The sequence below is a fragment of the Xanthomonas vasicola pv. musacearum NCPPB 4379 genome, from assembly GCF_000277895.2.
Classification (GTDB): Bacteria; Pseudomonadota; Gammaproteobacteria; order Xanthomonadales; family Xanthomonadaceae; genus Xanthomonas; species Xanthomonas vasicola.
Map to the genome: position 1 here is coordinate 2,539,758 of NZ_CP034655.1, position 26,308 is coordinate 2,566,065.

At 64.1% G+C, this 26,308-nt stretch carries 21 protein-coding genes, 1 tRNA gene, 1 other RNA gene and 3 pseudogenes; 13 read left to right on the top strand and 13 right to left on the bottom strand.

Annotated elements, in window-relative coordinates; all coding sequences use genetic code 11:
* Positions 1–166: 166 nt before the first annotated feature.
* From KWO_RS11865 to KWO_RS11895, 7 genes are all read left to right on the top strand, one after another.
* Entirely contained in the window at positions 167–2,104 is a 1,938-nt protein-coding gene (locus KWO_RS11865) for a heme lyase CcmF/NrfE family subunit (RefSeq protein ID WP_010372899.1), read from the top strand.
* Entirely contained in the window at positions 2,097–2,699 is a 603-nt protein-coding gene (locus KWO_RS11870) for a DsbE family thiol:disulfide interchange protein (protein WP_010372897.1), read from the top strand. The genes KWO_RS11865 and KWO_RS11870 overlap by 8 nt, the downstream gene beginning before the upstream one ends.
* Positions 2,696–3,130: a cytochrome c-type biogenesis protein gene (locus tag KWO_RS11875; RefSeq protein ID WP_010382240.1), complete on the top strand. Its 435-nt coding sequence runs from the start codon at positions 2,696–2,698 to the stop codon at positions 3,128–3,130. The genes KWO_RS11870 and KWO_RS11875 overlap by 4 nt, the downstream gene beginning before the upstream one ends.
* On the top strand, positions 3,130–4,143 hold the full coding sequence (locus KWO_RS11880) for a tetratricopeptide repeat protein (protein WP_010372891.1): 1,014 nt from the start codon (positions 3,130–3,132) through the stop codon (positions 4,141–4,143). Before KWO_RS11875 ends, KWO_RS11880 begins: the two co-directional genes overlap by 1 nt.
* Positions 4,144–4,529: 386 nt before the next feature.
* Positions 4,530–5,732: a homoserine O-acetyltransferase MetX gene (gene metX, locus KWO_RS11885; RefSeq protein ID WP_010372890.1), complete on the top strand. Its 1,203-nt coding sequence runs from the start codon at positions 4,530–4,532 to the stop codon at positions 5,730–5,732.
* A gap of 149 nt (positions 5,733–5,881) precedes the next feature.
* The gene (locus tag KWO_RS11890) at positions 5,882–6,496 is read left to right on the top strand and encodes a DUF1294 domain-containing protein (RefSeq protein WP_010372887.1); all 615 of its coding nucleotides are present in this window, start codon (positions 5,882–5,884) and stop codon (positions 6,494–6,496) included.
* A gap of 58 nt (positions 6,497–6,554) precedes the next feature.
* Positions 6,555–6,631, top strand: a non-coding RNA gene (locus tag KWO_RS11895) — sX9 sRNA.
* A gap of 72 nt (positions 6,632–6,703) precedes the next feature.
* Here the strand turns inward: KWO_RS11895 and cydC are convergent.
* Together cydC and cydD are read right to left on the bottom strand one after the other, a co-directional pair.
* Positions 6,704–8,383, bottom strand: coding sequence for a thiol reductant ABC exporter subunit CydC (cydC, locus tag KWO_RS11900; protein ID WP_010382245.1), 1,680 nt, complete (start codon positions 8,381–8,383; stop codon positions 6,704–6,706).
* Positions 8,380–10,092 (bottom strand): thiol reductant ABC exporter subunit CydD, encoded by a 1,713-nt coding sequence (gene cydD, locus KWO_RS11905; RefSeq protein WP_010372882.1) that lies wholly within the window; start codon positions 10,090–10,092, stop codon positions 8,380–8,382. The genes cydC and cydD overlap by 4 nt, the downstream gene beginning before the upstream one ends.
* Before the next feature lie 259 nt (positions 10,093–10,351).
* Between cydD and KWO_RS23640 the strand changes: the two are divergent.
* The 6 genes and pseudogenes from KWO_RS23640 (at position 10,352) to KWO_RS11930 (ending at position 14,746) form a co-directional block, all read left to right on the top strand.
* Positions 10,352–11,145: pseudogene (locus KWO_RS23640) on the top strand (cytochrome ubiquinol oxidase subunit I).
* Positions 11,049–11,899, top strand: a pseudogene (locus tag KWO_RS23645) (cytochrome ubiquinol oxidase subunit I). The pseudogenes KWO_RS23640 and KWO_RS23645 overlap by 97 nt, the downstream one beginning before the upstream one ends.
* A gap of 16 nt (positions 11,900–11,915) precedes the next feature.
* A pseudogene (cydB, locus tag KWO_RS11915) lies at positions 11,916–13,065 on the top strand (cytochrome d ubiquinol oxidase subunit II).
* Positions 13,066–13,149: 84 nt separating this feature from the next.
* Positions 13,150–13,260, top strand: coding sequence for a cytochrome bd-I oxidase subunit CydX (cydX, locus tag KWO_RS11920; protein ID WP_010372880.1), 111 nt, complete (start codon positions 13,150–13,152; stop codon positions 13,258–13,260).
* Between the two features lie 59 nt (positions 13,261–13,319).
* Positions 13,320–13,396: transfer RNA gene (locus tag KWO_RS11925), tRNA-Pro, on the top strand.
* A gap of 123 nt (positions 13,397–13,519) precedes the next feature.
* On the top strand, positions 13,520–14,746 hold the full coding sequence (locus KWO_RS11930; protein WP_017113931.1) for a CynX/NimT family MFS transporter: 1,227 nt from the start codon (positions 13,520–13,522) through the stop codon (positions 14,744–14,746).
* Here KWO_RS11930 and KWO_RS11935 read toward each other — a convergent pair.
* The 11 genes from KWO_RS11935 to KWO_RS11985 all read right to left on the bottom strand — a co-directional run bounded on the left by KWO_RS11935 (position 14,727) and on the right by KWO_RS11985 (position 26,073).
* Positions 14,727–16,640, bottom strand: coding sequence for a CocE/NonD family hydrolase (locus KWO_RS11935; RefSeq protein ID WP_010382252.1), 1,914 nt, complete (start codon positions 16,638–16,640; stop codon positions 14,727–14,729). The two genes, KWO_RS11930 and KWO_RS11935, sit on opposite strands and share 20 nt — an antisense overlap.
* 359 nt (positions 16,641–16,999) lie before the next feature.
* On the bottom strand, positions 17,000–18,244 hold the full coding sequence (locus tag KWO_RS11940; RefSeq protein WP_010382257.1) for a glutamate-5-semialdehyde dehydrogenase: 1,245 nt from the start codon (positions 18,242–18,244) through the stop codon (positions 17,000–17,002).
* A 159-nt stretch (positions 18,245–18,403) separates the two neighbouring features.
* The gene (gene proB, locus KWO_RS11945) at positions 18,404–19,558 is read right to left on the bottom strand and encodes a glutamate 5-kinase (RefSeq protein WP_017112372.1); all 1,155 of its coding nucleotides are present in this window, start codon (positions 19,556–19,558) and stop codon (positions 18,404–18,406) included.
* Between the two features lie 13 nt (positions 19,559–19,571).
* Positions 19,572–19,832 carry a YciI family protein gene (locus tag KWO_RS11950; RefSeq protein ID WP_010382260.1) on the bottom strand — a complete coding sequence of 87 codons (261 nt, stop codon included), beginning with the start codon at positions 19,830–19,832 and terminating at the stop codon, positions 19,572–19,574.
* Positions 19,832–20,197 (bottom strand): cupin domain-containing protein, encoded by a 366-nt coding sequence (locus KWO_RS11955; RefSeq protein WP_010372858.1) that lies wholly within the window; start codon positions 20,195–20,197, stop codon positions 19,832–19,834. Before KWO_RS11955 ends, KWO_RS11950 begins: the two co-directional genes overlap by 1 nt.
* Positions 20,197–21,492 (bottom strand): argininosuccinate lyase, encoded by a 1,296-nt coding sequence (locus KWO_RS11960; protein ID WP_010372855.1) that lies wholly within the window; start codon positions 21,490–21,492, stop codon positions 20,197–20,199. Before KWO_RS11960 ends, KWO_RS11955 begins: the two co-directional genes overlap by 1 nt.
* 75 nt (positions 21,493–21,567) lie before the next feature.
* On the bottom strand, positions 21,568–22,518 hold the full coding sequence (gene argC / locus KWO_RS11965) for an N-acetyl-gamma-glutamyl-phosphate reductase (RefSeq protein ID WP_010372851.1): 951 nt from the start codon (positions 22,516–22,518) through the stop codon (positions 21,568–21,570).
* The gene (locus KWO_RS11970; RefSeq protein ID WP_010382263.1) at positions 22,515–23,126 is read right to left on the bottom strand and encodes a GNAT family N-acetyltransferase; all 612 of its coding nucleotides are present in this window, start codon (positions 23,124–23,126) and stop codon (positions 22,515–22,517) included. Before KWO_RS11970 ends, argC begins: the two co-directional genes overlap by 4 nt.
* Before the next feature lie 5 nt (positions 23,127–23,131).
* Positions 23,132–24,475: an acetylglutamate kinase gene (locus KWO_RS11975; RefSeq protein WP_010372847.1), complete on the bottom strand. Its 1,344-nt coding sequence runs from the start codon at positions 24,473–24,475 to the stop codon at positions 23,132–23,134.
* 39 nt (positions 24,476–24,514) lie between these two features.
* Positions 24,515–25,615 carry an acetylornithine deacetylase gene (locus KWO_RS11980; protein WP_010372844.1) on the bottom strand — a complete coding sequence of 367 codons (1,101 nt, stop codon included), beginning with the start codon at positions 25,613–25,615 and terminating at the stop codon, positions 24,515–24,517.
* Positions 25,612–26,073: a GNAT family N-acetyltransferase gene (locus tag KWO_RS11985; protein WP_017112371.1), complete on the bottom strand. Its 462-nt coding sequence runs from the start codon at positions 26,071–26,073 to the stop codon at positions 25,612–25,614. Before KWO_RS11985 ends, KWO_RS11980 begins: the two co-directional genes overlap by 4 nt.
* Positions 26,074–26,308: the final 235 nt, after the last annotated feature.

Sequence of the window (26,308 nt, forward strand, 5' to 3'; positions counted from 1 at the left end):
TGTGTCAGGACGTCGGCATTCCTTCAGAAGGCTGGCTTGCGCGGTGGCTGCATGACTGACAACGTCATTGTGCCTACGCAAGCCCGTACAAATGCTGCAGGGATGAAGCCTCTGCAGTGCGCCCGCCATCGTGGGGCCCCTGCACGCTCACCAACGCGCCAACCCGATGCTTCCTGAGCTCGGCACGTTCCTGCTGGTACTTGCCCTGCTGGTTGCACTGGTGCAGGCGGTGGTGCCGCTGGCCGGCGCACAGCGCGGACGCAGCAGCTGGATGGCCGTGGCGCGACCGGCTGCGCTGGTGCAGTTGGCGTTGATCGCATCGGCCTTCGCCGTGTTGACGCACGCCTTCCTGGTGCAGGATTTTTCGGTGCACTACGTTGCTGAAAATTCCAACAGCCTGCTGCCGGTGATGTATCGCTATTCGGCGGTGTGGGGCGCACACGAAGGCTCGCTGCTGCTGTGGACGCTGGTGCTGGCGTTGTGGACCGGCGCGGTGGCGATCTGGTCGCGGCAACTGCCGGCGCATGTGATCGCGCGTGTCCTCGGCGTCATGGCGCTGGTGAGTATTGGGTTTCTGGCGTTTTTGCTGTTCACCTCCAACCCGTTTGCGCGGCTGTTTCCGGTGCCGCTGGAAGGTGGCGACCTCAATCCGCTGCTGCAGGACCCGGGGCTGATCGTCCATCCGCCGATGCTGTATTGCGGTTACGTCGGCTTTGCGGTGCCATTCGCGTTCGCCATCGCTGCGCTGCTGGAAGGCCGCATGGATGCGCGCTGGCTGCGCTGGACGCGGCCGTGGACCAACGTCGCCTGGTCGATGCTTACCGTCGGCATCGCGCTGGGTAGCTGGTGGGCGTATTACGAGCTGGGCTGGGGAGGCTGGTGGTTCTGGGACCCGGTGGAAAACGCCAGTTTCATGCCGTGGCTGGTGGGCACCGCGTTGCTGCATTCGCAGGCGGTGACCGAAAAGCGCGGCAGCTTCGCCAGTTGGACCTTGCTGCTAGCAATCGCCGCGTTTGCGCTATCGCTGCTGGGCACCTTCCTGGTGCGCTCGGGCGTGCTGACCAGCGTGCATTCGTTCGCCGCCGACCCGTCGCGCGGGCTGTTCATTCTGGTGTTCCTGTTACTCGTGGTCGGTGGTTCGTTGCTGTTATATGCGCTGCGCGCGCCGCGGTTGTCGCTGGTGGATGATCCGCGCCGCGCATTTGCCGGCAGCTCGCGCGAAACCTTGTTGCTGTTGAACAACCTGCTACTCACCTGCGCCTGCGCAATGGTGTTGCTGGGCACCTTGTATCCGCTGCTGGCCGATGCGTTGGGGCTAGGCAAACTGTCGGTCGGGCCGCCCTACTTCGGCACCTTGTTCGTGGTGTTGATGGCGCCGCTGGTGGCGCTGCTGCCGTTCGGCCCGCTCACGCGCTGGCAGCGCGAACAAGCCTCGCGGCCGTTGGCGATGCTGGCGCCGTGGGCAGGTCTGGCGTTGGCGGCGGGCGTGCTGGCCTGGTTCACCGCGCCGCAGGGGCAATTGAAAGCCGCCTTCGGTGTGGTCGGCGCAGCCTGGGTGCTGTTCGGCACGTTGCGTTTTATATGGACGCGGCGCGCGGCCAAGGGGCGCAAATTCACCGCCGAAATGCTGGGCATGGTGCTGGCGCATCTGGGCGTTGCGGTGTTCCTGTCCGGCGCCTTGCTGGTAGAGGGATTGAGCTTGCAGCGCGAAGTGGCGTTGGCGCCCGGACAACAGGTGCAGATCGGCCGCTACGCTTTGCACTTCGATGGGCTGGAAGAGCTGCGCGGGCCTAATTACGTGTCCGACCGTGCCAACCTGCAGGTCTTCAAGGACGATGCGCCGGTGGGCATGCTGCATGCGGAAAAACGCCGCTACGCCAGCGGCGGGCAGACCTTGACCGAGGCGGCGATCCGTCCTGGCCCGCTTGGCGACCTGTATCTCGCTCTTGGCGAACCGCTGGGCAATCAGGCCTGGGCGGTACGCGTGCACCTCAAACCGTTCGTCCGCTGGATCTGGCTGGGAGCGCTGCTGATGGCGCTCGGCGGCCTGGTCACCGCGGCCGACCGGCGTTTTCGTCGTTCTCCGGAGATCCAAGATGGTTGAGTCACGTTCACCCCGCCTGCCCACTGCGGTCCTGGTGGGCGCCAGCGTGCTGCTGCTCGCCCTGGCAGCACTGTTGGTTTACGCGGTGGTGCGCTCCGGTCAGGACGACCGCGATGCACTGCCCTCTGCCCTGATCGGCAAACCGGCGCCGGAATTCGCGCTGCCGCTGCTGCACGATCCCAACATCGTGGTGCATGCGCGCGAGCTACGCGGCGCGCCGTACATCATCAACGTGTGGGGCAGTTGGTGCCCGGCCTGCCGCGAAGAACATCCGGTGCTGAGCCGCTTCGCGCTGACCAAGCGCGTGCGCGTGATCGGCTACAACTGGAAGGACGAGCGCGCCGATGCGCTGCGCTGGCTGGAACAACTCGGCAATCCGTATCTGCTGGTGGTTGCCGACAAAGACAGCCGCACCGCGATCGATTTCGGCATCGCCGCCGCGCCGGAAACCTTTTTGGTCGACGGGCGTGGTGTGGTGCGCTGGAAGTACAGCGGCATGCTCACTCAATCCATCATCGACACCCAACTGATTCCAGCGCTGAGCAAGATCGAACGCTCGCCCACCGCCGCACCGGACCTGCACGCCAAACAATGACGCGCGCCTGGCTGCTCCTGCTGCTGTTGTTGCCCTGGCTGGCCTTCGCCCAGCCGCTCGGCAACCCGGCGCCGCTGCACTACGCATCGGCCGAAGAGGAGGCGCGTTTCCACGCGCTTACCGCCGAGTTGCGCTGCGTGCAGTGCCAGAACCAGTCGCTGGCCGACTCCAACGCGCAGATTGCCCAGGATCTGCGCAGCGAAGTGTTGGCGCTGATGCACGAAGGCCGCAGCGATGCGCAGATCCGCCAGTTCCTTGTCGCACGTTACGGCGAATTCGTGCTGTACCGTCCACGCGTGGAATCGCGCACCTGGCTGCTGTGGTTCGGCCCGCTGCTGGTGTTGCTGCTGGGCCTGGGCGCAGTGGTGCTGGTGGTGCGCAAACGCAGCATGGCGGCGCCTGCCTTGCCCGCCGATGAGCAGGAGTGGTGATGGCCGGCTTTGTCATCGCGGTACTTGTGATTGCGCTGCTGGCCTTCGGCCTGGTGTTGCGCCCGCTGTGGCGCGAGGCACGCGGCCTGGCCGCAAGCGTGGCGATATTGCTGCTGGCCGCAAGTGCGGCGTTGTATTGGTTGGTCGGCACGCCAGGCGCGATCGAGCAGCCAGCCAATCGCCCGGCCGCGCCACGCTCGCTGGATGAAGCAATCATGCAACTGCGCGCGGCGCTGGCGAGCAATCCCGAACAGGCCGAAGGCTGGGTGTTGCTAGGGCGCTCACTCTCCAGCCAGCAAAAATTTGCCGAAGCGCGCGATGCATTCGCACGCGCGGTTGCGCTCCGCCCGGACGAGCCGGACGTGCTGGTCGCCGCGGCGCAATCGCGCATGCTTGCCGATGACAGCGGCCGCCCGGATCCGGAAGCCACGCGCATGCTCGAACACGCGCTGGCGGCGCAGCCAGACCATCAACGCGCACGCTGGTTTCTGGGGGTGGTACAGCGCCAATCCGGTGAGCCGGCCAAAGCCAGCGCTACCTGGGAGCCGCTGCTAAGTGTGGTCGATGCGAAGACCCGCCCCGGCCTGCTTGAACAGATCAACACCGCACGACAGGAAGCCAAGCTCGCGCCGATCCAGGCAACGGCTGCGTCTGCCGCCGAGGCAGCGAAGGGCAAACAGATCCAGGTGCGGGTGACACTGGATGCCGAATTCGCCAAGCGCGCCGGCTTGCCCGGCGACACCAGCGTCTTCGTGATTGCGCGCGCCGCCGACACGCCGATGCCGGTGGCGGTGGAAAAACACGCGTTGGGCGAGCTGCCATTGACCATCACACTGGATGATGGCGACAGCCCGATGCCGACGCGCACGCTGTCGTCGCTCGACAAGGTGCAAGTGTTGGCACGGCTGTCGCGCAGCGGCAATGCCATGCGCCAGGCCGATGACGTTGAGAGCGCACCGGTGATGGTCGAGCTGCCTGCCGCCGCGCCGGTGGAGCTGGTGATCGGGCGCTGATTGCTTGCTGCGTCGCATTGCTGCGTTTCGGACCAGTGGTAGACGAGAATTCCGGGCACCATGCGCGCCCGCCTGGCGGCTGCGCAGTCGTTTGGTTAGCTGCTCTTAGTCAGATGCGTTGTTGAAAACCATGTACACCGACCATCTCGACTGGCCCTTGCCCGCTCAACGTCGCGGGACCTTATGCGGCATGGATGCCGCGTAAGACGTACTTGCGGCGTGTCCCGCAATGGTGGGCGGGCAAGGGCCCTGCAGCCAAGCCGTAGATCCACCGCTCTGCAGAGTGGCATCACACAGCGCATGGCCTCAAATGGCCTCAAACCGATTTTCCATTTCCCATTCCCATCCTGCACACCGGCGCATGCCGTGGCAGATAGAATTGCGACATGACTGAATTCATCCCTGCCGGCACGCTGTACCACGCACTGCCTTCGCCTTTTCCGATGAAACGCGGTGGTGTGCTGCATCAGGCACGCGTGGCATACGAAACCTGGGGCACGCTCGCCGCAGATCGCAGCAACGCGATCCTGATCGTCACCGGCCTGTCACCGAATGCGCACGCGGCGGCCAACCAGGCCAACCCCGAGCCTGGCTGGTGGGAAGCGATGCTCGGGCCGGGTAAGCCGATCGATACCGCGCGCTGGTTTGTGGTTTGCGTCAACTCCCTGGGCAGTTGCAAGGGCTCGACCGGGCCGGCCTCGGTGAACCCGGCCACCGGCGCGCTGTATCGCCTCAGCTTTCCGGACCTGTCGATCGAAGATGTGGCCGATGCCGCAGCCGATGTGGTGCGTGCGCTGGGCATCCAGCAATTGGCCTGCTTGATCGGCAATTCGATGGGCGGCATGACCGCACTGGCGCTGTTACTGCGTCATCCCGGCATCGCGCGCAGCCACATCAATATCTCCGGCAGCGCGCAGGCATTGCCGTTTTCCATCGCCATTCGCTCGCTGCAGCGCGAGGCGATCCGGCTGGATCCGCACTGGAATGGCGGCCACTACGACGATACGCACTACCCGGAATCGGGCATGCGTATGGCGCGCAAACTCGGCGTGATCACCTATCGCTCGGCGCTGGAATGGGACGGCCGTTTCGGCCGTGTGCGGCTGGATTCCGAGCAGGCGGCCGATGATCCGTTTGGCCTGGAATTTCAGGTCGAAAGCTATCTGGAAGGCCATGCGCGCCGCTTCGTGCGCTTCTTCGACCCCAACTGCTATCTGTATCTGAGCCGTTCGATGGACTGGTTCGATCTTGCCGACTATGTCGATGACAAACCGGCCGACGACACTGGTATCGATAGTCCCAATGCCGATGCCCTGCTCGCCTCCAACAAGGCGGAGGCCGGCATTTCGACCGCCGACACGGTGCTTGCTGGTCTAGCGCGAATTCGCATCGCACGTGCGCTGGCCATCGGCGCCAACACCGACATCCTGTTCCCGGTGCAGCAGCAGGAACAGATCGCAGACGGCCTGCGTGCCGGCGGTGCCAACGCACAGTTCATTGGCCTGGATTCGCCGCAAGGCCACGACGCGTTCCTGGTCGACTTTGCCCGGTTCGGCCCAGCGGTGCGCGATTTTCTGCAAGGTTGTTGAGTTCGTTCGGCGACTAGCGTTTGGCCCCTGCTATCGGCCAATTCCGCCGGAACATGCGGGTAATCACCGCGATCTTGCGCACTGATGCAATCGATGTGCACGCCTCAAGACCGCACCAGCAATCCGCACCACCTAACAGAAGACTGCGAATGCGCTATCAAGGACGCCTCAGCGACTGGAATGATCACAAGGGTTTTGGCTTCGTCACGCCCAACGGAGGCGGCGACCGCGCGTTCGTGCATATCAGCGCGTTTGCACAGCAGTCGCGCCGCCCGCGCGATGGCGAGATCATCACTTACGCGATCGAGCGCGATGCGCAAAAACGCTTGAACGCCACGCAGGTGCGGTGGGCAGACCGTACCACCGCTGCCAGGACCGAGCAGCGTCGCAGTGGGTTGCCACGCAAGACGCTGGCCGCGTTGTCGATGTTGGCGTTGGCGGCTGCCACGTGGATGCACGTGGTGCCGGTGATCGTGCCGCTCTGGTACGCAGCAGCTAGCCTGATCACGCTGCTGATCTATGCGATGGACAAATCTGCCGCGCAACGCAACCAACGGCGCACACCCGAAGCCAGCTTGCATCTGTTGGCTCTGATCGGTGGCTGGCCGGGTGCGTTGCTGGCGCAGGAAATCTTCCGCCACAAATGCAGCAAAGCGGCGTTTCAGATGAAATTCTGGGTCACAGTCGCATTGAATGTCAGCGCATTGGTGCTGGCGGTAACCGAGACCGATATGATGGCGTCGCTTCCGGTGTTGTTCGATTAAGAGCGCTGATCAAACCGCTGCGCAGCCGCCAACGGGCGCAGTCCGTTCCCGGTGTGGCATGTACCAACTCGCACACTGCAGTTGCTGCGCGCCGGCCACACCTAACTGACAGGTGCTCGCTACGTTGTGTTAGCCCGCTCCAAGCGCGCTAACAACGCATCGACGCGCTAACGTCGCATGCCCGCTTTCGATAAACGCAGCGGCTCGCTACGCACTCTGGTCCAACAACTCCAACCTTCCCTCACGCATCCGGTAATGCCGCTGCACCACGCCCGGCGGAAGTACGTCGTGGGTGATCATCACCAGGCTGCGCTCGCCAAGCGCTGTGGCTAAGTCGAGTAGCAGCGCGTGTGCAGTGTCCACATCCAGGCCATCGGTGGGCTCGTCAAGCAGCAGAATCGGCGCATCGCGCAGCAGTGCACGTGCAAGTGCGAGGCGGCGCGCCTGGCCGGCAGACAGCGTGCCGCCGTTTTCGCCGATCCAGGTGTCCAAGCCATCTTGGGCGCTGGCCCATGCGCGCAAGCGTACCTGGTCGAGCACCTGCCACAGTGCGGCATCGTCGGCAGTGGCGTCGCCGATGAGGAGATTTTCGCGCACGCTCCCGGCAAATACCGGCGCGTTCTGCGGCAGCCAGGCAATCCGGTGATGCCATTGCGTTTGTGCGATGTGGCGCAGGTCGATGCCGGCGTAGCTTAGCTGCCCGGCATGCGGATCCCACAGCCGAAGCAGCAGCGCCGACAACGTACTTTTGCCGCTGCCGCTGTCGCCGCTGATGGCGATGCGCTCGCCTGGCGCCAATGTGAGATCGAGCGTCTGCAGTATTGGGCGCACGCTACCGGGCCACTCGAACGACACCTGCTGCAATTGCAACTTGCCCGTGCGTGGCACATCGATTGCCTGCACTGGATCGCTCACCGATGGCGCCTGATCAACAATGGCTTGCAAGCGCTTCGCTGCAACACGCGCGCTTTGTAGCGCCTGCAATGCCAGCCCGGCACCGGCCCAGACTTCCAGCAGGGCCATGGTCAAGAACATCAGACCTGCGGCCAGCTCGGCGGCGATCAGCCCGCGTTCGGCGGCGCTGAGTGCGAGCCACAGCATGCCGGTCAGACCCACACCCCCACAGAGCGCATGCAGCAGGTTGCTAGTGATCAGCCGGCGCCGCTGGATGCGGTCGCCGTCGACCGCCGCCGCGGCGTCGATCTGTTGCAGCCAGGCGCCTTGTGCATCGACCGCAGCAAGATCGGCCGCGCCTTCCAAGCCTTCGAACGCCTGCGTGCGCAAGGCGGTACGTTGCTGTGCACGTAACTGCTCGCGCTGTGCGCCGCCGCGTGCCACCTGCCACGGCACCAGCCCGCCGATCAACACACCGAGCACCAGCAGCAACCCCGCAGCGGGCAGATAGATCAGTGCAGCGGCGGCAATACCGGCCAGCCAGATGCCGAGCAACGCGGCCAGCGGCGCCAATGCGCGTACGCTGAGGCCATCGACCTCACCGATGTCGGACATCAGCCGCGCCAGCAGATCGCCGGTGCGGGTGGCCGACAAGCGCCCTGGCGCCAGCGGCAACGCGCGGCGGAAGAACCACACCCGCAGATCGCGGGCGATACGCAAGGTGGCATCGTGCCCGATCAATTTCTCGCCGTAGCGCGAGGCGATGCGCGCGAAGGTCAAGGCGCGAATGCCCGCCGACGGCGAGAAGAAATTGAAGCCGGTGCCCATGCCGGCAACGCCTGCCAGCGCGGCTGCGGTCAGGAAGCTGCCCGACAAGCCGAGCAAGCCGACACCCGCAAGCATGGTGACCAGCACCAATAACGCGGACAGCAATAGACGCCAGGCATGCCGACGAAACACATCGCGCAGACGATCAGGCCGGACGCGGCTCATGGCAACTCCGCCTTCATCACTGTGGCGCCGCGCAGATCGATCACCGTGTCGGCCCAACCCATCACTGCAGCACTGTGCGTGGCCAGAACGACTGCGCGGCCGCGTGCGAACACGCCCAGCGTGCGCAGCAATTCGGCTTCGGTCTCCGGATCGAGAAAGGCGGTGGGCTCGTCCAGCAGCAACACATCCGGCTCGCGCAACAACAACCGCGCCAATGCGACACGGCGTGCTTCGCCACCAGACAGGCCAAAGCCGCGCTCGCCGATCACCGTGTCCAGGCCAGCCGGCAGGTGCGCGGCAAAACGCAGCACTTGCGCTGCCTCAGCCACCGCGTGCAGGCGCGCGTCGCTGGCGTGCGGGTCGGCCAGGCGCAGGTTGTCGGCAATGCTGCCGTGAAACAGATACGGCCGCTGCGTGGCATAGCCGATGCGCGCCCCGGGGCGCAGCGCCACACTGCCCGCCTCGGGTGCGAGCCAACCGGCAAGCCCTTCCAACAGCGTGCTCTTGCCGCTGCCGCTGGCGCCGATCACGGCGACGCGCTGCCCGGGCTCTAGCGTCAACGCAAAATCCTCGACCACCACCTGCGGTGCGCCAACAGGACGCAGCACCAGCCCACGCGCTTGCAACAGGGGCGCATGCACTTGCGCTGGTTCCAACGCGCGCGCGGGTGCACCGGTGTGCGCAGCGGCAGGCGGCTCGAAACCGTGTAGCAAGCGCTCGGCCTCGGCCACTGCCGCCAAGGCATTTGCACGGTCGTGGTAATGCGCGGCCAGGCGCCGCAGCGGCGCGAAGAATTCCGGGGCCAACAGCAGGCAGAACATCCCCACCGCCAGCGACGGCACGCCGTGCAGCGTAAGCATGCCCAGATAACTCAGGCCGAAGTACAGCGCCACGATCGCCACACTCACCGAGGCAAAGAATTCCAGCACGGTGGAAGACAGGAACGCGATGCGCAGCACTTTCAGCGAACGTTCGCGCACGCCCTCGGCCGCGGCGGCAATGCCGTGCAATTCGGCCTCACCGCGTCCATACACGCGCAACAATCCAAGGCCCTTGAGACGATCGGCAAAGTGCCCGCCCATGCGCGCCAGCTCGCCGAGCTGTTCGCGGCCTGCGGCCTCCGCGCCCCACCCCACCAGCATCATGAAAAATGGAATCAACGGCGCGGTAAGCAACAACACCAGCCCAACCACCCAATCGACCGAAAACACCGCGATCAAGATCAGTGTCGGCACCAGCAGCATTTCGGTACGTGCGAGCTGGTAGCCGACGAAATAGCCTTCCAGCGCGTCGGTATGCGCCAGGCTCAGTTCGCCCAGTTCGCCGCTGCGTTGCCGGCGCAACCACAACGGTCCGTGCTGCACCAGGCGTCGCGCAATGCGCGCGCGCAGTTCGCGTTTGGCCACATCGGCCACTGTACCGGTTAGCGATTGCGCCCAGGCGTTGAGCAGCGCGCGCCCGATCAGCGCAACCAGTAACCCCACAGCCACGTTGCGCACTTGCACCAATGGCAGGTGCTGCACCAGCAACGCCTGCAGCAGCCAGGCAATCGCAGCCGATTGCACCAGCAACAACACGCCCGACAACGCCACCGCCACGCCGGCAAGCCGCCGCGCACGCGTGGCCGGTGCGGCGAGCGCATCCAGCCATTGGCCGCGTTGACGGCGCTGGGCGGGCGTTTCGCTGGTTTGCACGCTGGGCTGGCTCACGTTGCTCTTTGGAGGCTGCGCATTGCAGACGATTGTAAATCGCTGCCCTCCGGTCGGGGATGGACAGTCTGCCGCACCCATACAGCGCCGCATTGATTTGGATCAACGCGCCCGGCGCGCTAGCGGCAGATGATCGCCACGTTCCTTGCCGACACTCAAACCAGGCCCACCCGCCATGATCGACTCGACAGTTGTCGAACTGTCGCGGCTGCAATTCGCAGTCACCGCGATGTATCACTTCATCTTTCCACCGCTCACCATGGGCTTGTCGTTCCTGCTCGCCATCATGGAAAGCGTCTATGTCATACCGGCAAGCAGATCTGGCGGCGCATGACCATGTTCTGGGGCGTGCTGTTCGGCATCAACTTCGCCATGGGTGTCGGCACCGGCATCGTGATGGAGTTCGAGTTCGGCATGAACTGGTCTTACTACAGCCATTACGTGGGCGACATCTTCGGCGCGCCGCTGGCGATCGAAGGGCTGATGGCGTTCTTTCTGGAAGCCACCTTTCTGGGTCTGTTCTTTCTGGGTTGGAATCGCCTGAGCAAGGTGCAGCACCTGATCATCACCTGGCTGGTGGCGCTGGGTAGCAACTTCTCCGCGTTGTGGATCTTGATCGCCAACGGCTGGATGCAGAACCAGGCCGGCGCGGTGTTCAACCCGGACACCATGCGCATGGAAGTGGTGGATTTTGTGGCGGTGCTGTTCAACCCGGTGACACAGGCCAAGTTCGTGCACACCGTCAGCGCGGGCTACGTGCTCGGCGCGGTGTTCGTGATGTCGATCAGTGCGTTTTACTTGTTGCGCGGCAAGCACATTGAAATGGCGCAGCGCTCGTTTGCGGTGGCTGCGGCGTTCGGTCTGTTGTCGTCGTTGTCGGTGGTGGTGCTGGGCGACGAGAGCGGTTATGCCGCCAGCGAACACCAGAAGATGAAACTGGCAGCGATCGAAGCGATGTGGGAGACCGAGCCGCACCGGCCGACTTCACCGCGTTCGGCATCCCCAACCAGACCACCCATCGCAACGATTACGCCATCAAGATTCCATACCTGATGGGCTTGATCGCCACGCGTTCGCTGGATGAGCCGATCCCGGGGATTCTCGAATTGGTCGGCCGCGCCGAACACCGCATCCGCGGTGGCCAGATCGCCTACGGCGCACTGCAACGCATCCGCGCCGACAAAAACGATGCCGAAGCGCGCAAGGTCTTCGATGCGCATTGGCGGGATCTGGGCCACGGCCTGCTGCTCAAACGCTACCGCGACGATATCGGCAATGCCACACCGGAACAGATTTCCCAAGCGGCGATGGACACCGTACCGCGCGTACTGCCGCTGTTCTGGACCTTCCGCATCATGGCGGCAATCGGCATCTATCTCATCGCCTTCTTCGCCATCGCATTCTGGTTTGCATGCAAGCACAACTTTCAGGAAAAACGCTGGTTCCTGACGTTGGCACTTGGACGTTGCCGCTGCCGTGGATCGCGATCGAATGCGGCTGGTTTGTGGCCGAATACGGCCGCCAGCCGTGGGCGGTGGAAGGCGTGTTGCCGACGTTCTACGCCGCTTCGGGTCTGGAGTTGTATGAGATCGTGATGACGCTGGTGGGCTTCACCGCGCTGTATACGACGCTGCTGGTGATTGCGATCAGGTTGTCGCTGAAGACCATCCGCAAAGGTCCGGACCTGTTGTTTCCACCGGCGCGCCCCAACGAACCGCATGCCTCACCACACCATGCCCCGCAAGGTTATGCCCGGTCGCGTCACGCATCGTTGAGTCCCGGCGCCGCGGCCGGCAGCGCACCGTAAGCGAAGGAGAGACATCATGAATTTCGTATTGCTCGATTACACAACCTTGCGCGTGATCTGGTGGCTGCTGCTGGGTGTGCTGCTGTCCGGTGACACGGTGATGGGCGGCTTCGACTTGGGCGTGGGAGCATTACTGCCGTTCGTCGCCAACAACGATGCCGAGCGCCGGCTGGTGATCAATACCTTCGGCCCGGTCTGGGAAGGCAACCAGGTGTGGTTGATCCTGGGCGGCGGCGCGATCTTTGCCGCGTTCCCACCGTTGTATGCAGTGAGCTTCTCCGGGTTTTATTTGGCGATGTTTCTGATTCTGTTCGCGCTGATCCTGCGCCCGGTCGGTTTCAAGTTCCGCGGCAAGCTGGTGAGTCCGCGCTGGCGCCGCAATTGGGATTGGGCGCTGTTCGTCGGTGGTTTCATTCCGGCGCTGATCATGGGCGTGGCGGTCGGCAATGTGTTGCTGGGGGTGCCGTTCCACTTCAACGACAGCATGCGCACGTTCTATACCGGCAACCTGCTCGGCCTGCTGACGCCGTTCGCGTTGCTCGCCGGCATGCTCAGCGTGGCGATGTTGGTCGCGCACGGTGCTGCGATGTTGGTGCTCAAGACCGATGGTCCGGTGGCCGCGCGCGCAGCACGTTTTGGCAGCATCGCCGCGCTGTGTGCGCTGGCATTGTTGCAGCGGGCGGCGCATGGGTGGCGCTGGGTCTGCCTGGTTATGCGGTGACCTCGGTGCTGGCGACCGATGCGCCGACCAACCCGCTTGGCAAAACCGCTGCACTCACCGCTGCTGGCGGCTGGCTGCATAACTACAGCAGCATGCCGGCCACGCTGATGGCGCCGCTGGCAGGCCTGGTCGGGCTTGCGATGAGCGCGGTGTTGTTACGCGTGCGACGTGGCGGCCTGGCCTTCATCGCCTCCGGCAGCGCCATCGTCGGCATCGTGATCACCGTGGGCTTTGCGTTTTTCCCGTTCCTGCTGCCCTCCTCCACCGCACCGAGCGTGAGCCTGACGCTATGGGATGCGTCCAGCAGCCGTATCACATTGTGATCATGTTGCTGGCCACCGCCGTATTCATGCCGATCGTGCTCGCGTACACCGGGTGGGTGTATCGCGTGCTCAACGGCAAGGTCACCGACGATGCGGTCACGGCCAATCCCAATGCTTACTGAGCGCAGCGGCAGCAACAGCAGTGCATGCGCCTGTGGTGCCGCATCGCTTCACCATTACTTTTCGACGATTCGAGGAACACACCAATGTGGTATTTCGCATGGAGCCTGGGCACCGGCCTGGCGGCATTGGCCGCCGTGCTCAACGGCATGTGGTTCGAAGCATGCGAGCCCGAGCGTGGCGAACTGCCTCACTGAAATAATTTCATCGGATGCTTGCCGATTCCCCATTCCCTATGTAACATACGCGGCTCCTTCGGGGTGTAGCTCAGTCTGGTAGAGCGCTACGTTCGGGACGTAGAGGTCGCAGGTTCGAATCCTGTCTCCCCGACCAGTTTCAAAACACAAAACCGGCCTCGTGCCGGTTTTGTGTTTCCAGGCGTCGATGCACACACGTGTACGGCGCGGATGGGTTGTCATGTCTGTTGTCACTAGTGCGTCTTCTTCGTCCGCCCAGTTGCGTGGTCGCGGCTTGGTGCTGGCCGCAATTCTGCTCTCCGCATTCAACTTGCGCACCGCGGTGACGTCGCTGACGCCGCTGCTGGAACGCATTGCCGACGAGTACGCCTTCGGCGCGCCCACCATGGGTGCGCTCGGCATGTTGCCGACCGCAGCGTTCGCACTCACCGGCGTGGCAACACCCGCCTTGCTGCGCCGTTTCGGCTTGCTGTGCGTGGCGCTGTTGTCGATGGCATTGGCCACGCTTGGATTGGTGTTGCGCCCGCTGCTGCCGGGCACCGCCGGGCTGCTGGTCGGCTCGCTGGTGGCGTTGGCCGGCATGGGCATGGGCAACGTGGTGTTGCCGCCGCTGGTGAAGCGTTACTTCGGCGATCGTGTGGGCCGCGTCAGCACCCTGTACATCACCGTACTGCAGGTAGGCACGCTGTTGCCCGCGCTGCTGGCAGTGCCGGTGGCCGATGCGCTGGGTTGGCGCAGTTCGATGGTGGTGTGGGTGCTGCCGGCCCTGCTGGCATCGGCGGCCTGGGCATTGGTGCACGCCAACCACCGCCGCATCCGCGCTACCGGCCCGGCACCGGTTACACCGACGCCCGAAGCCGAAGGTCGCGTTGCACGTACTGCGCTGGGCTGGAGCATGGCGATCACCTTCGGCATGACCTCGCTGGTGACCTATTCGATGTTCACCTGGCTGCCGACGCTGCTGCGCGAAGCCGGTGCATCGCCGGCGTTCGGCGGCACCATGGTGGCGTTGTTCGCGGCCTTGGGCATGGTCGGCGCGCTCACCATGCCGGCGTTGGCGGTGCGCATGCGTAACCCGTTCCCGATCGTGCTGCTGTGCGCAGCCTGCCATCTGGTGGCGTTCGCCGGGCTGTGGTGGGCGCCGCTGGCCGCACCGGTGCTGTGGGTCACCCTGCTCGGCCTGGGGCCGAGCACGTTTCCGTTGGCATTGGTGCTGGTGAACCAGCGCAGCCGCACGGCGGCCGGTTCGGCGGCACTGTCCGGTTTCTCGCAAGGCGTGGGCTATGCGGTGAGCTGCCTGGGGCCATTCCTGTTCGGCTGGCTGCACGCGCACAGCGGCGGCTGGACTTCCCCGTTCGTGTTCCTGGTCATCTGCCTGCTGGTGCAGCTGGCCGCCGCCTGGGTGGTCTGCCGCCCACAGCTGCTGGAAGACGTGTGGGCGCCACCGGCACGCGGCGCCCGCGCGGTCAACGTACCGGCAGACTGATGTAGCTGGGCTGCTCGGGGGACACGTACACCCGCTGAGTGGCTTTTTGATAATCGCCAGGCTTGGCGAAGAAGATATTGGGCACGTAGGTCTGCGGGTTGCGGTCGTAGAGCGGGAACAGGCTGGACTGCACCTGCACCATCACCCGATGGCCCGGCTGGAAGGTGTGGTTGGCGGTCGGCAGGCCGAACTGGAATGCCAGCGGCTGATTGGACGCCAATGGCTTGGGCGTGCTGAAACTCTCGCGGTAGCGGCCGCGGAAGATCGCCAGCGACACCGGCAACTCATAGCCGCCCATCTTCGGGTTCGACGCCATCTCGTCCGGATACACATCGATCAGCTTCACCACCCAATCGCTGTCGCTGCCGCTGGTAGAGGCTTGAAGGTGCACTTGGGGGGCACCGGCGATCTGCAGCGGCGCGGTCAGCGGCTCGGTGACGAAGGTCAGCACGTCGGGGCGGCCATCGACAAAGCGCTGGTCGTGCACCAGCCAGGTGGTCCACATCGCGCGGTCGGCGAAATCCACCGGGCGCGGCACGAACGGCACCGGCTTGGCGGGGTCGGACACGTACTCTTCAAAGCCCGCCTGCCCGGCCACCGGTTGCTGGAACGACAACTTGCCGCCGGCCTGCAGATACAGCGGCCTGCTGGACGAGGCGCAGCCCTTGTCGCAACTGCGCGGCCACGCCTTGAGGCGGTCCCAGTGGTTCTCGCCGGTGTTGTAGATGAATACCGGCGGCGTGTCTGCCTTGGGCGCGCCATCGACCAGGTACTGGTCGAAGAACGGGCGCAGCACGTCATGGCGGAACTGGCGCGCAGTGTCGCCTTCGAAATTCAGCGCACCCAAGGCGCTGCCGTCGTAGTTCACCTGACTGTGCCGCCACGGGCCCATCACCAGGTAATTGAGCGTGTTGCTCTTGTCGCGCTGCTCCATCGCCGCGTAACTGTGGATCGCACCCCACATATCTTCCTGGTCCCATAGGCCTTGCAGCCACATCGTGGGCACCTTCAGCGGCGTGCGCGCCATCACCTTGTCCAGCGCCTGCTCCTGCCAGAACGCATCGTAGGCAGCGTGTTCGGTCAGCTTGTGCCACCACGGCAACTGCTCCAGACCCGCAGCCTTGGCGAAGTCGCCAGCGGAGCCGGCCTGCAGGAAATTGCTGTAATCGTCGTGCCCCTGACGCGGGATGACGCTGCCCTTGCCGCGCTTGCTGAGCTGGCCGGTGAAGTAGTCGAAATTGACTTGGCGGAACGCACCGTAATTGAACCAGTCGTCGCCCATCCAGCCGTCGATCATCGGGCTTTCCGGCACTGCGACCTTCAACGCAGGATGTGGATTGGTCAGCGCCATCACCACGGTGAATCCTTCGTAGGACGAGCCGATCATGCCGACCTTGCCATTGGATTCCTTGATGTTCTTCACCAGCCAATCGATGGTGTCCCAGGCATCGGTAGCATGGTCGACCTCGCTGGCATTGAGCGGCCCACGCAGCGGGCGCGTCATCACGTAATCGCCTTCGGACCCGTACTTGCCGCGCACGTCCTGAAACACGCGGATGTAGCCGCCTTCGACGAACACGTCGTCGCCCGCCGACAGCAGGTCTTTCATATGTGGCGAGGCCATCCGCTCGGTGCGGCCACTGGCATCGTAAGGCGTGCGTGTCAGCACAATCGGCGCGTTTTTCGCACCCTTGGGCAGCACGATCACCGTGTGCAGCTTGACCCCATCGCGCATTGGGATCATCACCTCGCGCTTGATGTAGTCGTTGCTGGCATCGGCAGCCACGAACGGTTTGCCGGTGATGTCTGGCGTCATCGGCGAGGTTTGCGCCCAGGCGCTGCCGGTGGCGGCGGCAATGGCGGTGGCGAGCAGGCAGGTGGCAAGGCGGCGCATCGACGACTCCGAAAGTGCGGGGGGCAGTCGTCGACTGTAGGCAGATGGCAGGCTGCCGGGGGAGTGTCAAAGGTCGTGGTTGCTGCAGGTTCCAGGCGCAGTGGCTGCGGGATGGCGTGCAACCACGTGCGCGTGCCTGATGTGCGGTGTCAGCCTGCGGCGTGCATGCGCGGCGGCTCCTGGCTGAGAGCCGCCTGTGCTCAACGGCACGCGACACCGCATTGCGCGGCTACAGGCCAGGAGACCAGCCGCGCCTGGCAGGCCAAATCACCGCGAGGCAACCGCGACCTTGGTGCCGGTCCAGGCGTGGAAGCTGCGTAGGGCGCTCAACCGGCATGCGTAACGTGCGTCATTGCCGATCAGTGCCGCACCTGCCCCTCACCGCGCACCACGAAGCGCTCCACAGTGAGCGCTTCGAGGCCCATCGGGCCATAGGAATGCAGGCGCGTTGTGGAGATGCCGATCTCAGCGCCCAGGCCAAGTTCGCCGCCGTCGGAAAAACGCGAAGACGCATTTACCATCACCACTGCCGAGCGCAGCGACTGCACGAACCGCTCCGCATTGCCGGCCTCCTGCGTGGCGATGACTTCGGTGTGGTCCGAGCCGTACTGGCGGATATGCGCCAGCGCCGTATCCAGATCCGGTACCACGCGCATGGCCAGGATCAGATCGAGAAATTCCGCGGCATAGTCGTCGTCGCTGGCGGGCGCGATATCGGGCAGCACCGTGCGCGTTACCGCATCGCCACGCAGTTCCACCTTGCGTTCACGCAATGCCTGCGCGGCAAGCGGCAGAAAGCGCTCGGCGATGTCTGCATGCACCAGCAAGGTCTCCAGCGAATTACAGGCCGCCGGCCGCGTCGCCTTGCCATCGATCAACAAACGCAGCGCAAGCTCCAGGTTGGCCGACGCATCTACAAACAGATGGCAAACCCCCTTGTAGTGCTTGATCACCGGCACACGCGCGTGCTCGGCAACAAATCGGATCAAGCCTTCGCCACCGCGCGGAATTGCCAGATCGACGATGTCGTTGAGCTGCAGCAATTCCAGCATGGTCTCGCGGCGCAGATCCTCGACCAGGATCAACGCGGCTTCTGGGACATTGGTCTCGCGCATGGCGCGCTGCAGTGCGCGTGCGATGGCGGTATTGGAATGGATTGCCTCCGAGCCGCCGCGCAGAATTACGCCATTGCCGGCCTTGATGCACAGCGCTGCGGCATCGGCCGTCACATTCGGGCGCGCCTCGTAAATCATTGCGATCACACCCAGCGGCACGCGCACTTTCTGCACGCGAATGCCATTGGGGCGCACATCTTCGCGGGTGATTTGGCCTACCGGATCAGGCAACAACGCCACCTCGCGCAACGCAGCAGCAATGCCGGCCAGACGCTTGTCGTCCAGCGCCAGCCGATCGAGCATCGCGCTACCGGTGCCCTTGGCACGTGCCGCCTCCAGGTCGCGCGCGTTTGCCGCCAGGATCGCCGCAGCATCAGCTTCCAGCGCGACAGCCATTGCTTCCAACAAGGCGCGCTTGGCCTGTGCAGACAGTTGCGACACCACGTGAGCGGCATCACGGCATTGGAGAGCGAGCGTTTTGATGTTCATTTGGGGGCCGGGATTGGGGAGTCGGGATTAGGGATTTGCAAAGGCGAGCGAGATCGTTTTATCACCACAAGGGATCAGTCGTTGAGACGGAGAGGCAACGTTTGAGAAACGCAGTGCACATGCTGTTGCGAATCCCCAATCCCAAATCTTAAATCCCCGCTACAACAGCACCAAATCATCGCGATGCACCACATTCTCGCCATAGCTGTAACCGAGCACGCTCTCGATCTCGCGCGAGTGGCGGCGTGCGATGCGACGGATATCCAGGGCCGAATACTGGCTGACGCCGCGCGCCAGACACCGTTCGCCCTCGTCATTGCGCAGGCGAATCTCCACCATGTCGCCACGACGGAAATCTCCTTCAGCACCGGCAACACCGCCCGGCAACAGCGAGGCGCCCTTGTCGCTTAGCGCGGCTGCAGCGCCGGCATCGACCAGGATCGCGCCCGCTTCCACCAGTGCGTGGCGAAGCCAGTACTTGCGTGCGGCAATGCGCGTACGCGCAGCATGGATGCGCGTGCCGCGCAGCCTATCCTGCGCCAGAGCGCGCACCACATCGCCGCTGCGGCCGTTGAACAGATAGGTTTCGATACCGGCCGCACCGGCCTTTGCAGCGGCTTCCAGCTTGGTGCGCATGCCGCCGGTGCCCACACTGCTGCCGCTACCACCCGCCATCGCCAATACCTCGGGGGTGAGTTCGGACACGTCATCGAGCGGCCGCGCCGATGGGTTGCTGCGTGGGTCGGCGCTATACAAGCCATCGATATCTGTGGCGATGAATAAGGCATCGGCATCGACCAGGGCGGCCACGATGGCAGCCAGGTTGTCGTTGTCGCCCAACTTCAACTCGTCTACCGAGACGGTGTCGTTTTCGTTGATCACCGGCAACGCGCCCAGCCGCAGCAGCTCGCCCAAGGTGGCGCGCGCATTGAGATAGCGGCGACGGTTGCGCAGGTCATCATGGGTGAGCAGCACCTGCGCCGCTGGGCGCTCGAAAAAGCGCTGCCACAGCGCGATCAACTGCGCCTGGCCAAGCGCCGCCAGCGCCTGACGTGCCGCGATCGGCGCACCGGCATCCACAGCTTTGGGCAGGATGGCGCGGCCGGCCGCCACCGCACCCGACGACACGATCACCAGCTCGCGCCCCGCAGCCAGGTTGGCCGAAACGAACTGCGCCAGCCCCAGCGCGAAGCGCGGCGACAGGCCACCGCCATCGGCGGCGAGCAGGCTGCTGCCGACCTTGAGGACAGCGCGCCGCCACGGCGGCAGTGCTTGCTCGGTAAACGGCGACAATGTGCTGGCAGGTGTGCTCATGGCGGCGGCGTACTCAGTGCGTGTTCCACTCATACACGGTCAGTGCAGAAGCATCGCGTAGCACCAATGGATCGTGTGCAACGATCTGCTGCGCCTCTTCGAGCGTGGCAACATTGACCAGCACATACGCGCCACCGCTGCGATCGCTGAAACCACCGGTCAATTCGAGCTGCCCGGCGGCGCGCAGCGCATCCAGAAACTCAAGGTGCGGCTGCACCACATCGGCAGGAAAATGCGACTTGCGCAGCGCAAGCACCAGGTAACGGGTCGTCATCAGCCTGCATCCTTGTTGCGCACCGCCGCAGGTGTGCGTTCGGCACGACCGTGTGGTGCGGAAATCACCAGAAAGCGTGCTTTCACGTCAGCGAGATTGTGCACCTGGTGCGTAGAGCCCGGTGGCACGTGCAAGCTCTGCCCGACCCGCAGCACGTGTTGTGCGCCCTCCAGCTTCAGCATCACCTCGCTGGCCAGCACATAGAAGAAGTGCCGGGCGCGGCTATGCCGATGGCGCAATTCCGACGCGCCCGGTGGCATGTGCTCTTCGAGCACACTGAGGTTGGGATCGCGCAACAGGGGCCAGCCATTGCAAGCCTCGCCCCAGGGATAATGCTCTGCGGTGTCGGTGCTGATGACGGCCATCAGCGCAAGGCCTCCCAGCGGGCACGCAGTACGTCCAGTTGCAGGTCGGCTGCGGCACCGGGCGAGACGCGCGCAGCCAGGCTGCCTTCCGGTGTACGCCCCTGCCCTGCAGTGTCGGACGCCTCGGCTGCAGCCTTGTAGGCGTCGCGGAACGGCACGCCGGCCACGGCCGCTTCCACCGCCACATCGGTGGCGTACATGCCCGAATCGATGGCTGCGCGTAGTTTGTCCGGGCGCCATTCCAGATTGGCAAGCAAAGCCGGCAGCAGTTCCAGCGCGGCAAGTCCGCGGCCGAATCCGTGCACAATTGCGCCCTTGCTGCTCTGCAGATCGCGGTGATAACCGGACGGCAGCGACAGCAACTGTTCGATCTCGGTGCGCGCCGCCGCTACACTGGCATGCGTTGCGCGCATCAGTTCGATCACGTCCGGGTTGCGCTTGTTCGGCATGATCGAGCTGCCGGTGGTGTACTGCGCCGGCAGCGCCACAAAAGCGAATTCGCCGCTGGTGAACAGCGATAAATCCCAGGCGATGCGGCGCAGATCCAGCGTGGCGCTGCCCAGCGCTTCGAGCGCGGCCAGTTCGTATTTGCCGCGCGAGAGCTGGGCATAGATCGGCGAAACCTGCAGGCGTGCAAAACCCAGTTCGGCAGTGGTGTGCGCACGATCCAGCGGCAGGTTCACCCCATAACCGGCGGCGGTGCCGAGCGGATTGCTGTCCACCAGCTGCAAGGTGTCGGTGGCGCGCACGGCATTGTCGATGAAGGCTTCCGCCCACCCCGCCCACCACATGCCGGCCGACGATACGACCGCACGTTGGATATGCGTGTAACCCGGTACCGGCAGCTCAGCCTCGGCATGCGCGCGGTCCAGGGCCACCTTGGCAATCTCTGCGCTGAGCGTTGCCACACGCTGCAGTTTGTCCTTCAACCACAAACGCGTGGCAACCAGGATCTGATCGTTGCGGCTGCGGCCGGTGTGGATCTTGCGGCCCGCATCGCCCAGACGCTCGGTCAATCGCGCCTCGATGGCCGAGTGGCAGTCTTCGTACTGCTCATCGAGCACGAACACGCCGCTACGAAAATCTTCCGCCAGCAGATCCAGTTGTTCGCTCAAGCCGCCCAGTTCCTGCAAGGACAGAATGCCGATGTGCTGCAGCCCCTGCGCATGCGCCTTGCTGGCAGCAATGTCGTACAGGAAGAATTCGCGATCCAGAATCACGTCGTCGCCGGCCAGAAAACTCTGGATCTTGGCGTCAACGGCAACGCCGGGTTTTTGCCACAACAAGTTGGTCATTGGAAAGCGTCTCGAATAAGTCGTCTAGTTTCAATCTCCGCACACAACTGTGCGGGCGCTTGCGAGAGATTCGCATCAACCAATCGCAGTCAATTCGCCCCAGCCCAACGCCAGGTTGAGGTTCTGCATTGCCTGCGTCGCCGCGCCCTTGAGCAGGTTATCCAGCGTTGCCACCACCACCACGCGCTTGTTGCCGGGCGCCAGCGTCACCCCGCCGATCTGCACGCCGTGCTTGCCGGCAATGCGGCTCACCCAAGGCGCTTCGTCGACGATCTCGATCAACGGCTCATCGACATACCGCTGCGCATAGCGCGCCTGGATCTGCTCACGCGTCAGCGGCTGCTGTAACCACATGTTGACAGTCATGGTGATGCCGCGGAAATGCGGCGCCACATGCGGCATGAACTCCACCGGCACGCCCAGCTGCGCAGATACCTCGCGCTCGTGCATGTGGTTGGTCAGCGCATACGGCATCACGTTATCGGCAAGCAGCTCGGGGTTGTTCTTGTCCGAGGGGGAGGTGCCCGCGCCCGAATACCCAGACACTCCGAAGCACTGCGGCGGGCCAGCCAACTGGTCGAGCAAGGGCGCGATGGTCAGCTGCATGGCAGTGGCATAGCACCCCGGGTTGCTGATGCGCTTTTGCCCGGCGTAGTTACCACGCGTCAGCTCCGGCAAGCCGTAATACCAGGCCGGATCGAAGCGATAATCCGCGGAAAGGTCGATCAGCAGTGTCTGCGGCTTTGCAGCGTCGATCGCCGCCACGAACGGTTCTGCCTTGCCATTCGGCAGCGCCAGGATCACCACGTCGGCAGCCTTGGCGGCGACTGCGTCGGCATCCAGGCTTTCATAGCGCAACTCGTCCCGGTAGGCATCGTTATGCTCGGCCACGCGCTGCCCGGCCAGCTCGCGCGAGGACACGAAGCTCAATTGCAGCTGCGGGTGCGCCGCCACCAGTTTGATCAATTCCGAGCCGGTATGCCCGCGGGCGCCGACAATGCCGATGGTCTTTGGTTGAACAGTCATGCGTTTGCTTCCAGACGGAACTGCAAGTGCCGCTTCACACCGGCCCATTCCGTATCGATGATGAAGAACACCACGGTATCGCGTGGCGTACCGTCGGCGTGGCGGGTGTGGTTGCGCAGCACGCCGTCCTGTTTTGCGCCCAGCCGCGCGATCGCCGCGCGCGAGGTGTGGTTGAACCAGCTGGTCTCGAACACCACGCTCAGGCAGCCCAGCGTTTCGAAGGCGTGCTGCAGCAGCATCAGCTTGGCTTCGGTATTGACGCCGCTGCGCTGCGCACGCGGTGCGTACCAGGTGTAGCCGATCGACAGCCGGGGCACCGCTGCATCCAGCGCGTAATAGCGCGTGCAACCGACGATGTCGCCGGCCGCATCGCGCACCACAAATGGCAACGCCGCACCATCGGCGCAAGCGGCCAAGGCTGTAGCAATGTAGGCGTCAACCTGCTCCGGTGCAGGCACGCTGGTGTACCAAAGCCGCGACAACGCGCCGTCGCCCACTGCCTCACGCAAGCCATCGGCATGCGCCGCCTGCAACGGCTCCAGCGTCGCATGCTGTCCACGCATGGTGGGCAGTTCGCGCCAACGCAGTGGCAAGGCGGCGGCAGTCATCGCGCTCAGCCCAGCAAGGTCGGCTGACGCGTCGCGCAGTGTGCGACGCAATGCTGGATCTGCTCGAAATTTTCCAGCCCGTACCAGAACACCTTCCACTTCTCCTGCTTGATGCAACCGTCGGATTCGGCGTAATAGAAGATATTGACCTGATTGTTGTGACGCGAGCGCCAGAACAGCTGCGGGGTCTCTTCGCGCATCACGTTCCACACCGCCCGGCCAAGACCTTCGCCCTGCGCATCGTCGAGCACGGCGAACTTGTCCAGATAGGTCAGCCTGCCCGCACCGAACTGGCCTTCGTCAGTCAGGATCACCGCCGCGCGGTAGTTTTCGCTGACATACGCGCGCAGCAGTTTGGTGTTGGCGAAATAATCCGGCACCAGCGTGCGGCCGAAGCTGGATTCGATCAGCGACTTCAGGCGAGGCAGTTCCAGTTCGTCCCAGGAGGTCGCACGCAACACGCGCTCGCCACGCCGCACCAGCGTGCCCGAGCCCTTGTGGGTGAACAGTTCCTTGGCCAGATCCGCCGGGCGGGTGATCGATACTGACGATTCCAGCGGCAGACGGTCGAGCAAATCCTTGATCTGCTCGATCTTCACCCGCATGCCGCCGTTGATCCACGGCTGCTGCATCAGGTGATCGAATTCGGTGGACAGGTTGATCGAATCAATCAGCTTGCCATCGGCATCCAGCAGGCCGCCGGTGCCGGTGAGGAAAATGATCTTGTACGGCTGCAGCTCCTGCACCAGCTCGTTGGCAGCAAAATCCGCATTGACGTTGAGGATCTGCCCGCTGGGCGTTTCGCCCAGGCTGGTGATCACCGGGATGGAGCCTGCCTGCAGGCTGGCTTCGATCGGTGCCAGATTCACCGCCTTGACCTCACCAACCAGGCCGTAGGTGTCGCGATCCAGGTACTCGGCCTCGAACACGCCGCCGGTGATCGACGTCGCACGCGCGCCGTTTTGCTGCAGCGCTTCGACCAGCTTGAGATTGGAGGCTTGGAATACCTTGCGCACGATCGCTAATGCTTCCGGCGAGGTCACGCGCAGTCCGTTGACGGTGTGCTTTTCGATGCCGGCTGCCGACAGTTCTGCATCCAGCTGCGGGCCGGCGCCATGCAGCACGATCGGGGTCAGGCCCACTTCCTGCAGGAACGACAGCGACGAGGTCAGCGCTTCCAGATCGTCGCGCAACACGGCCCCCCCCACCTTGACCACCGCAAAGCGCTTGGCATCCACCTGCGAAAAACGCTTGAGGTACTGGCTGATTTCCTTCGCGCTGGCCATGCTCGAAAGCAGGCGCACGATGGTTTGACGGGTCTGTTTGTGGGGCTGTGCTGGGAGGGACATTGCCGTGATCGAAAGAGGAAGAAAGGCGCCAGGGGCGGTTTAGTGGGAACCGTTGATGATGCGATGCACCGATTCGGCGTAACGCTGCAGTTGGTCCAGCGTGACGAATTCGTCGGCGGTGTGCGCCTGGGCGATATTGCCCGGGCCATACACCAATGCGGTGTAGCCGCCGGCCGAAAACAGCGAGGCCTCGGTCCAGAAGTCCACCGCGTTGCCGATCGGCAGGTCCAGCGCATCGGCGACATCGCGTGCAGCCAGGCGACGCTCTTCTGCACGCGCGATATCACCCGACGGCAAGCTCGGCCCGCGAAAGGTTTCTTCGAAATGCGCTGCCGCCGGATTGGCAAACCCGGCGAAGGTGGCCAGCAATCCATCCACGTCCATCGACGGCAGCGGACGAAACCCGAAACGCACCTCAGCCGCCGGCGCGATCATATTGGCCTTGATGCCGCCTTCGACGCGACCGATATTGAAGCGCAAGCCGGTCAAACCACCGAAGCGCGCATGCGCCAGCGATTGGACATGGTCCAGTGCCTTGCCACCCCAGCGCATTGCCTGATGCAAGGCACTTGCTGAGGGGTCCTGCTTGCCTGAGGCATGCCCGGCGCGCCCTGCAAACCGCATCAGTACCGAACTGATGCCGCGATGCGCCAGCACCGCTTCGCTCATGGTCGGCTCGGCGACCAATACAGCTTCGTATGGCACGCCGCGCGCCAAAAACGCCGCGATACAGCGCGGATCGTTGGCTTCTTCGTCAGAAGAAAACAGAAACGCCGAGTCGCCATCGCCGGCGTTGGCCGCTGCCACCAGCGCCGCTACCGCACCCTTGATGTCGCAGACGCCCAGGCCGATCACACGGTCTTCGGTGCGTCGCATCACGTGCGGATTCGCACTCCAGTGCGGCGAATCCGGCACGGTGTCCAGATGCACATTGAATAGATACTTCGGCGTACCACGCACCGCGTACAAGCTCACCGCCCCGGCACCGTGATCGACCACCTCGACCTGGAACCCCGGCAGCTGCGCGCGCAGATAATCGAAAATGCCGCCTTCCGCGGCAATCGCACGCGGCGGATTACGGGTGTCGAAGGACACCAGCGCCTGCAGGTGGTCGAGCGTGGAGGTGAGCAGGTCAGTCATGTGTGTGAGGCAGCCGTGGTGGTGGAGCGGTAGAGATCGGGATAGGCGATTTCCATCAATGCCTGCGGTCGCGCGGGCGTGGCAAAGCCGTGCGGTGCGTACAGCGCATGCGCATCGGAGGTGGCGAGCATGAAGCGGCGAAGGCCTTGCAGATGCGGATGGGCCATCACTGCCGCCACCAGTTGCTTGCCGTAGCCGCGCCCACGGTGTGCATCAAGCACGAACACATCGGCGAGATAACCGAAGGTGGCACCGTCGGTGATCACTCTGGCGAACGCCACTTGCCCTAAGCCCTCGCAATAACCGCCGAAACACAAGGAGCCGGCAATCGCCCGCTGCACCGTATCCAGCGGGATGCCCAGGCACCAATACGCCTGCTCGCTGAGGAAGCGATGGATCAACGGCAGATCGAGTTGCTGCTTGTCGGTACTGATGCGTAGTGCGGGCATGGGTTCCATCGCGGTGGCCCTTGTCTCCCACCGGGAGAAGGTGCCCCAAAAGGGTGGATGAGGGGCGCATCACGAAACGTCGAGAAGCAACCCGGTCGAACGCGTCGCCACGCGCCCAGATGGAGAACGATGCAAGCAAATACTGCAGTAGTTCACCCTGACTGGCGCGTGGCGACGCGTTCGTCATGATCGATCCTGAAGGTTTCCTGCGGCACCCAACCCTCCCCCGAAGGGAGAGGAGCTT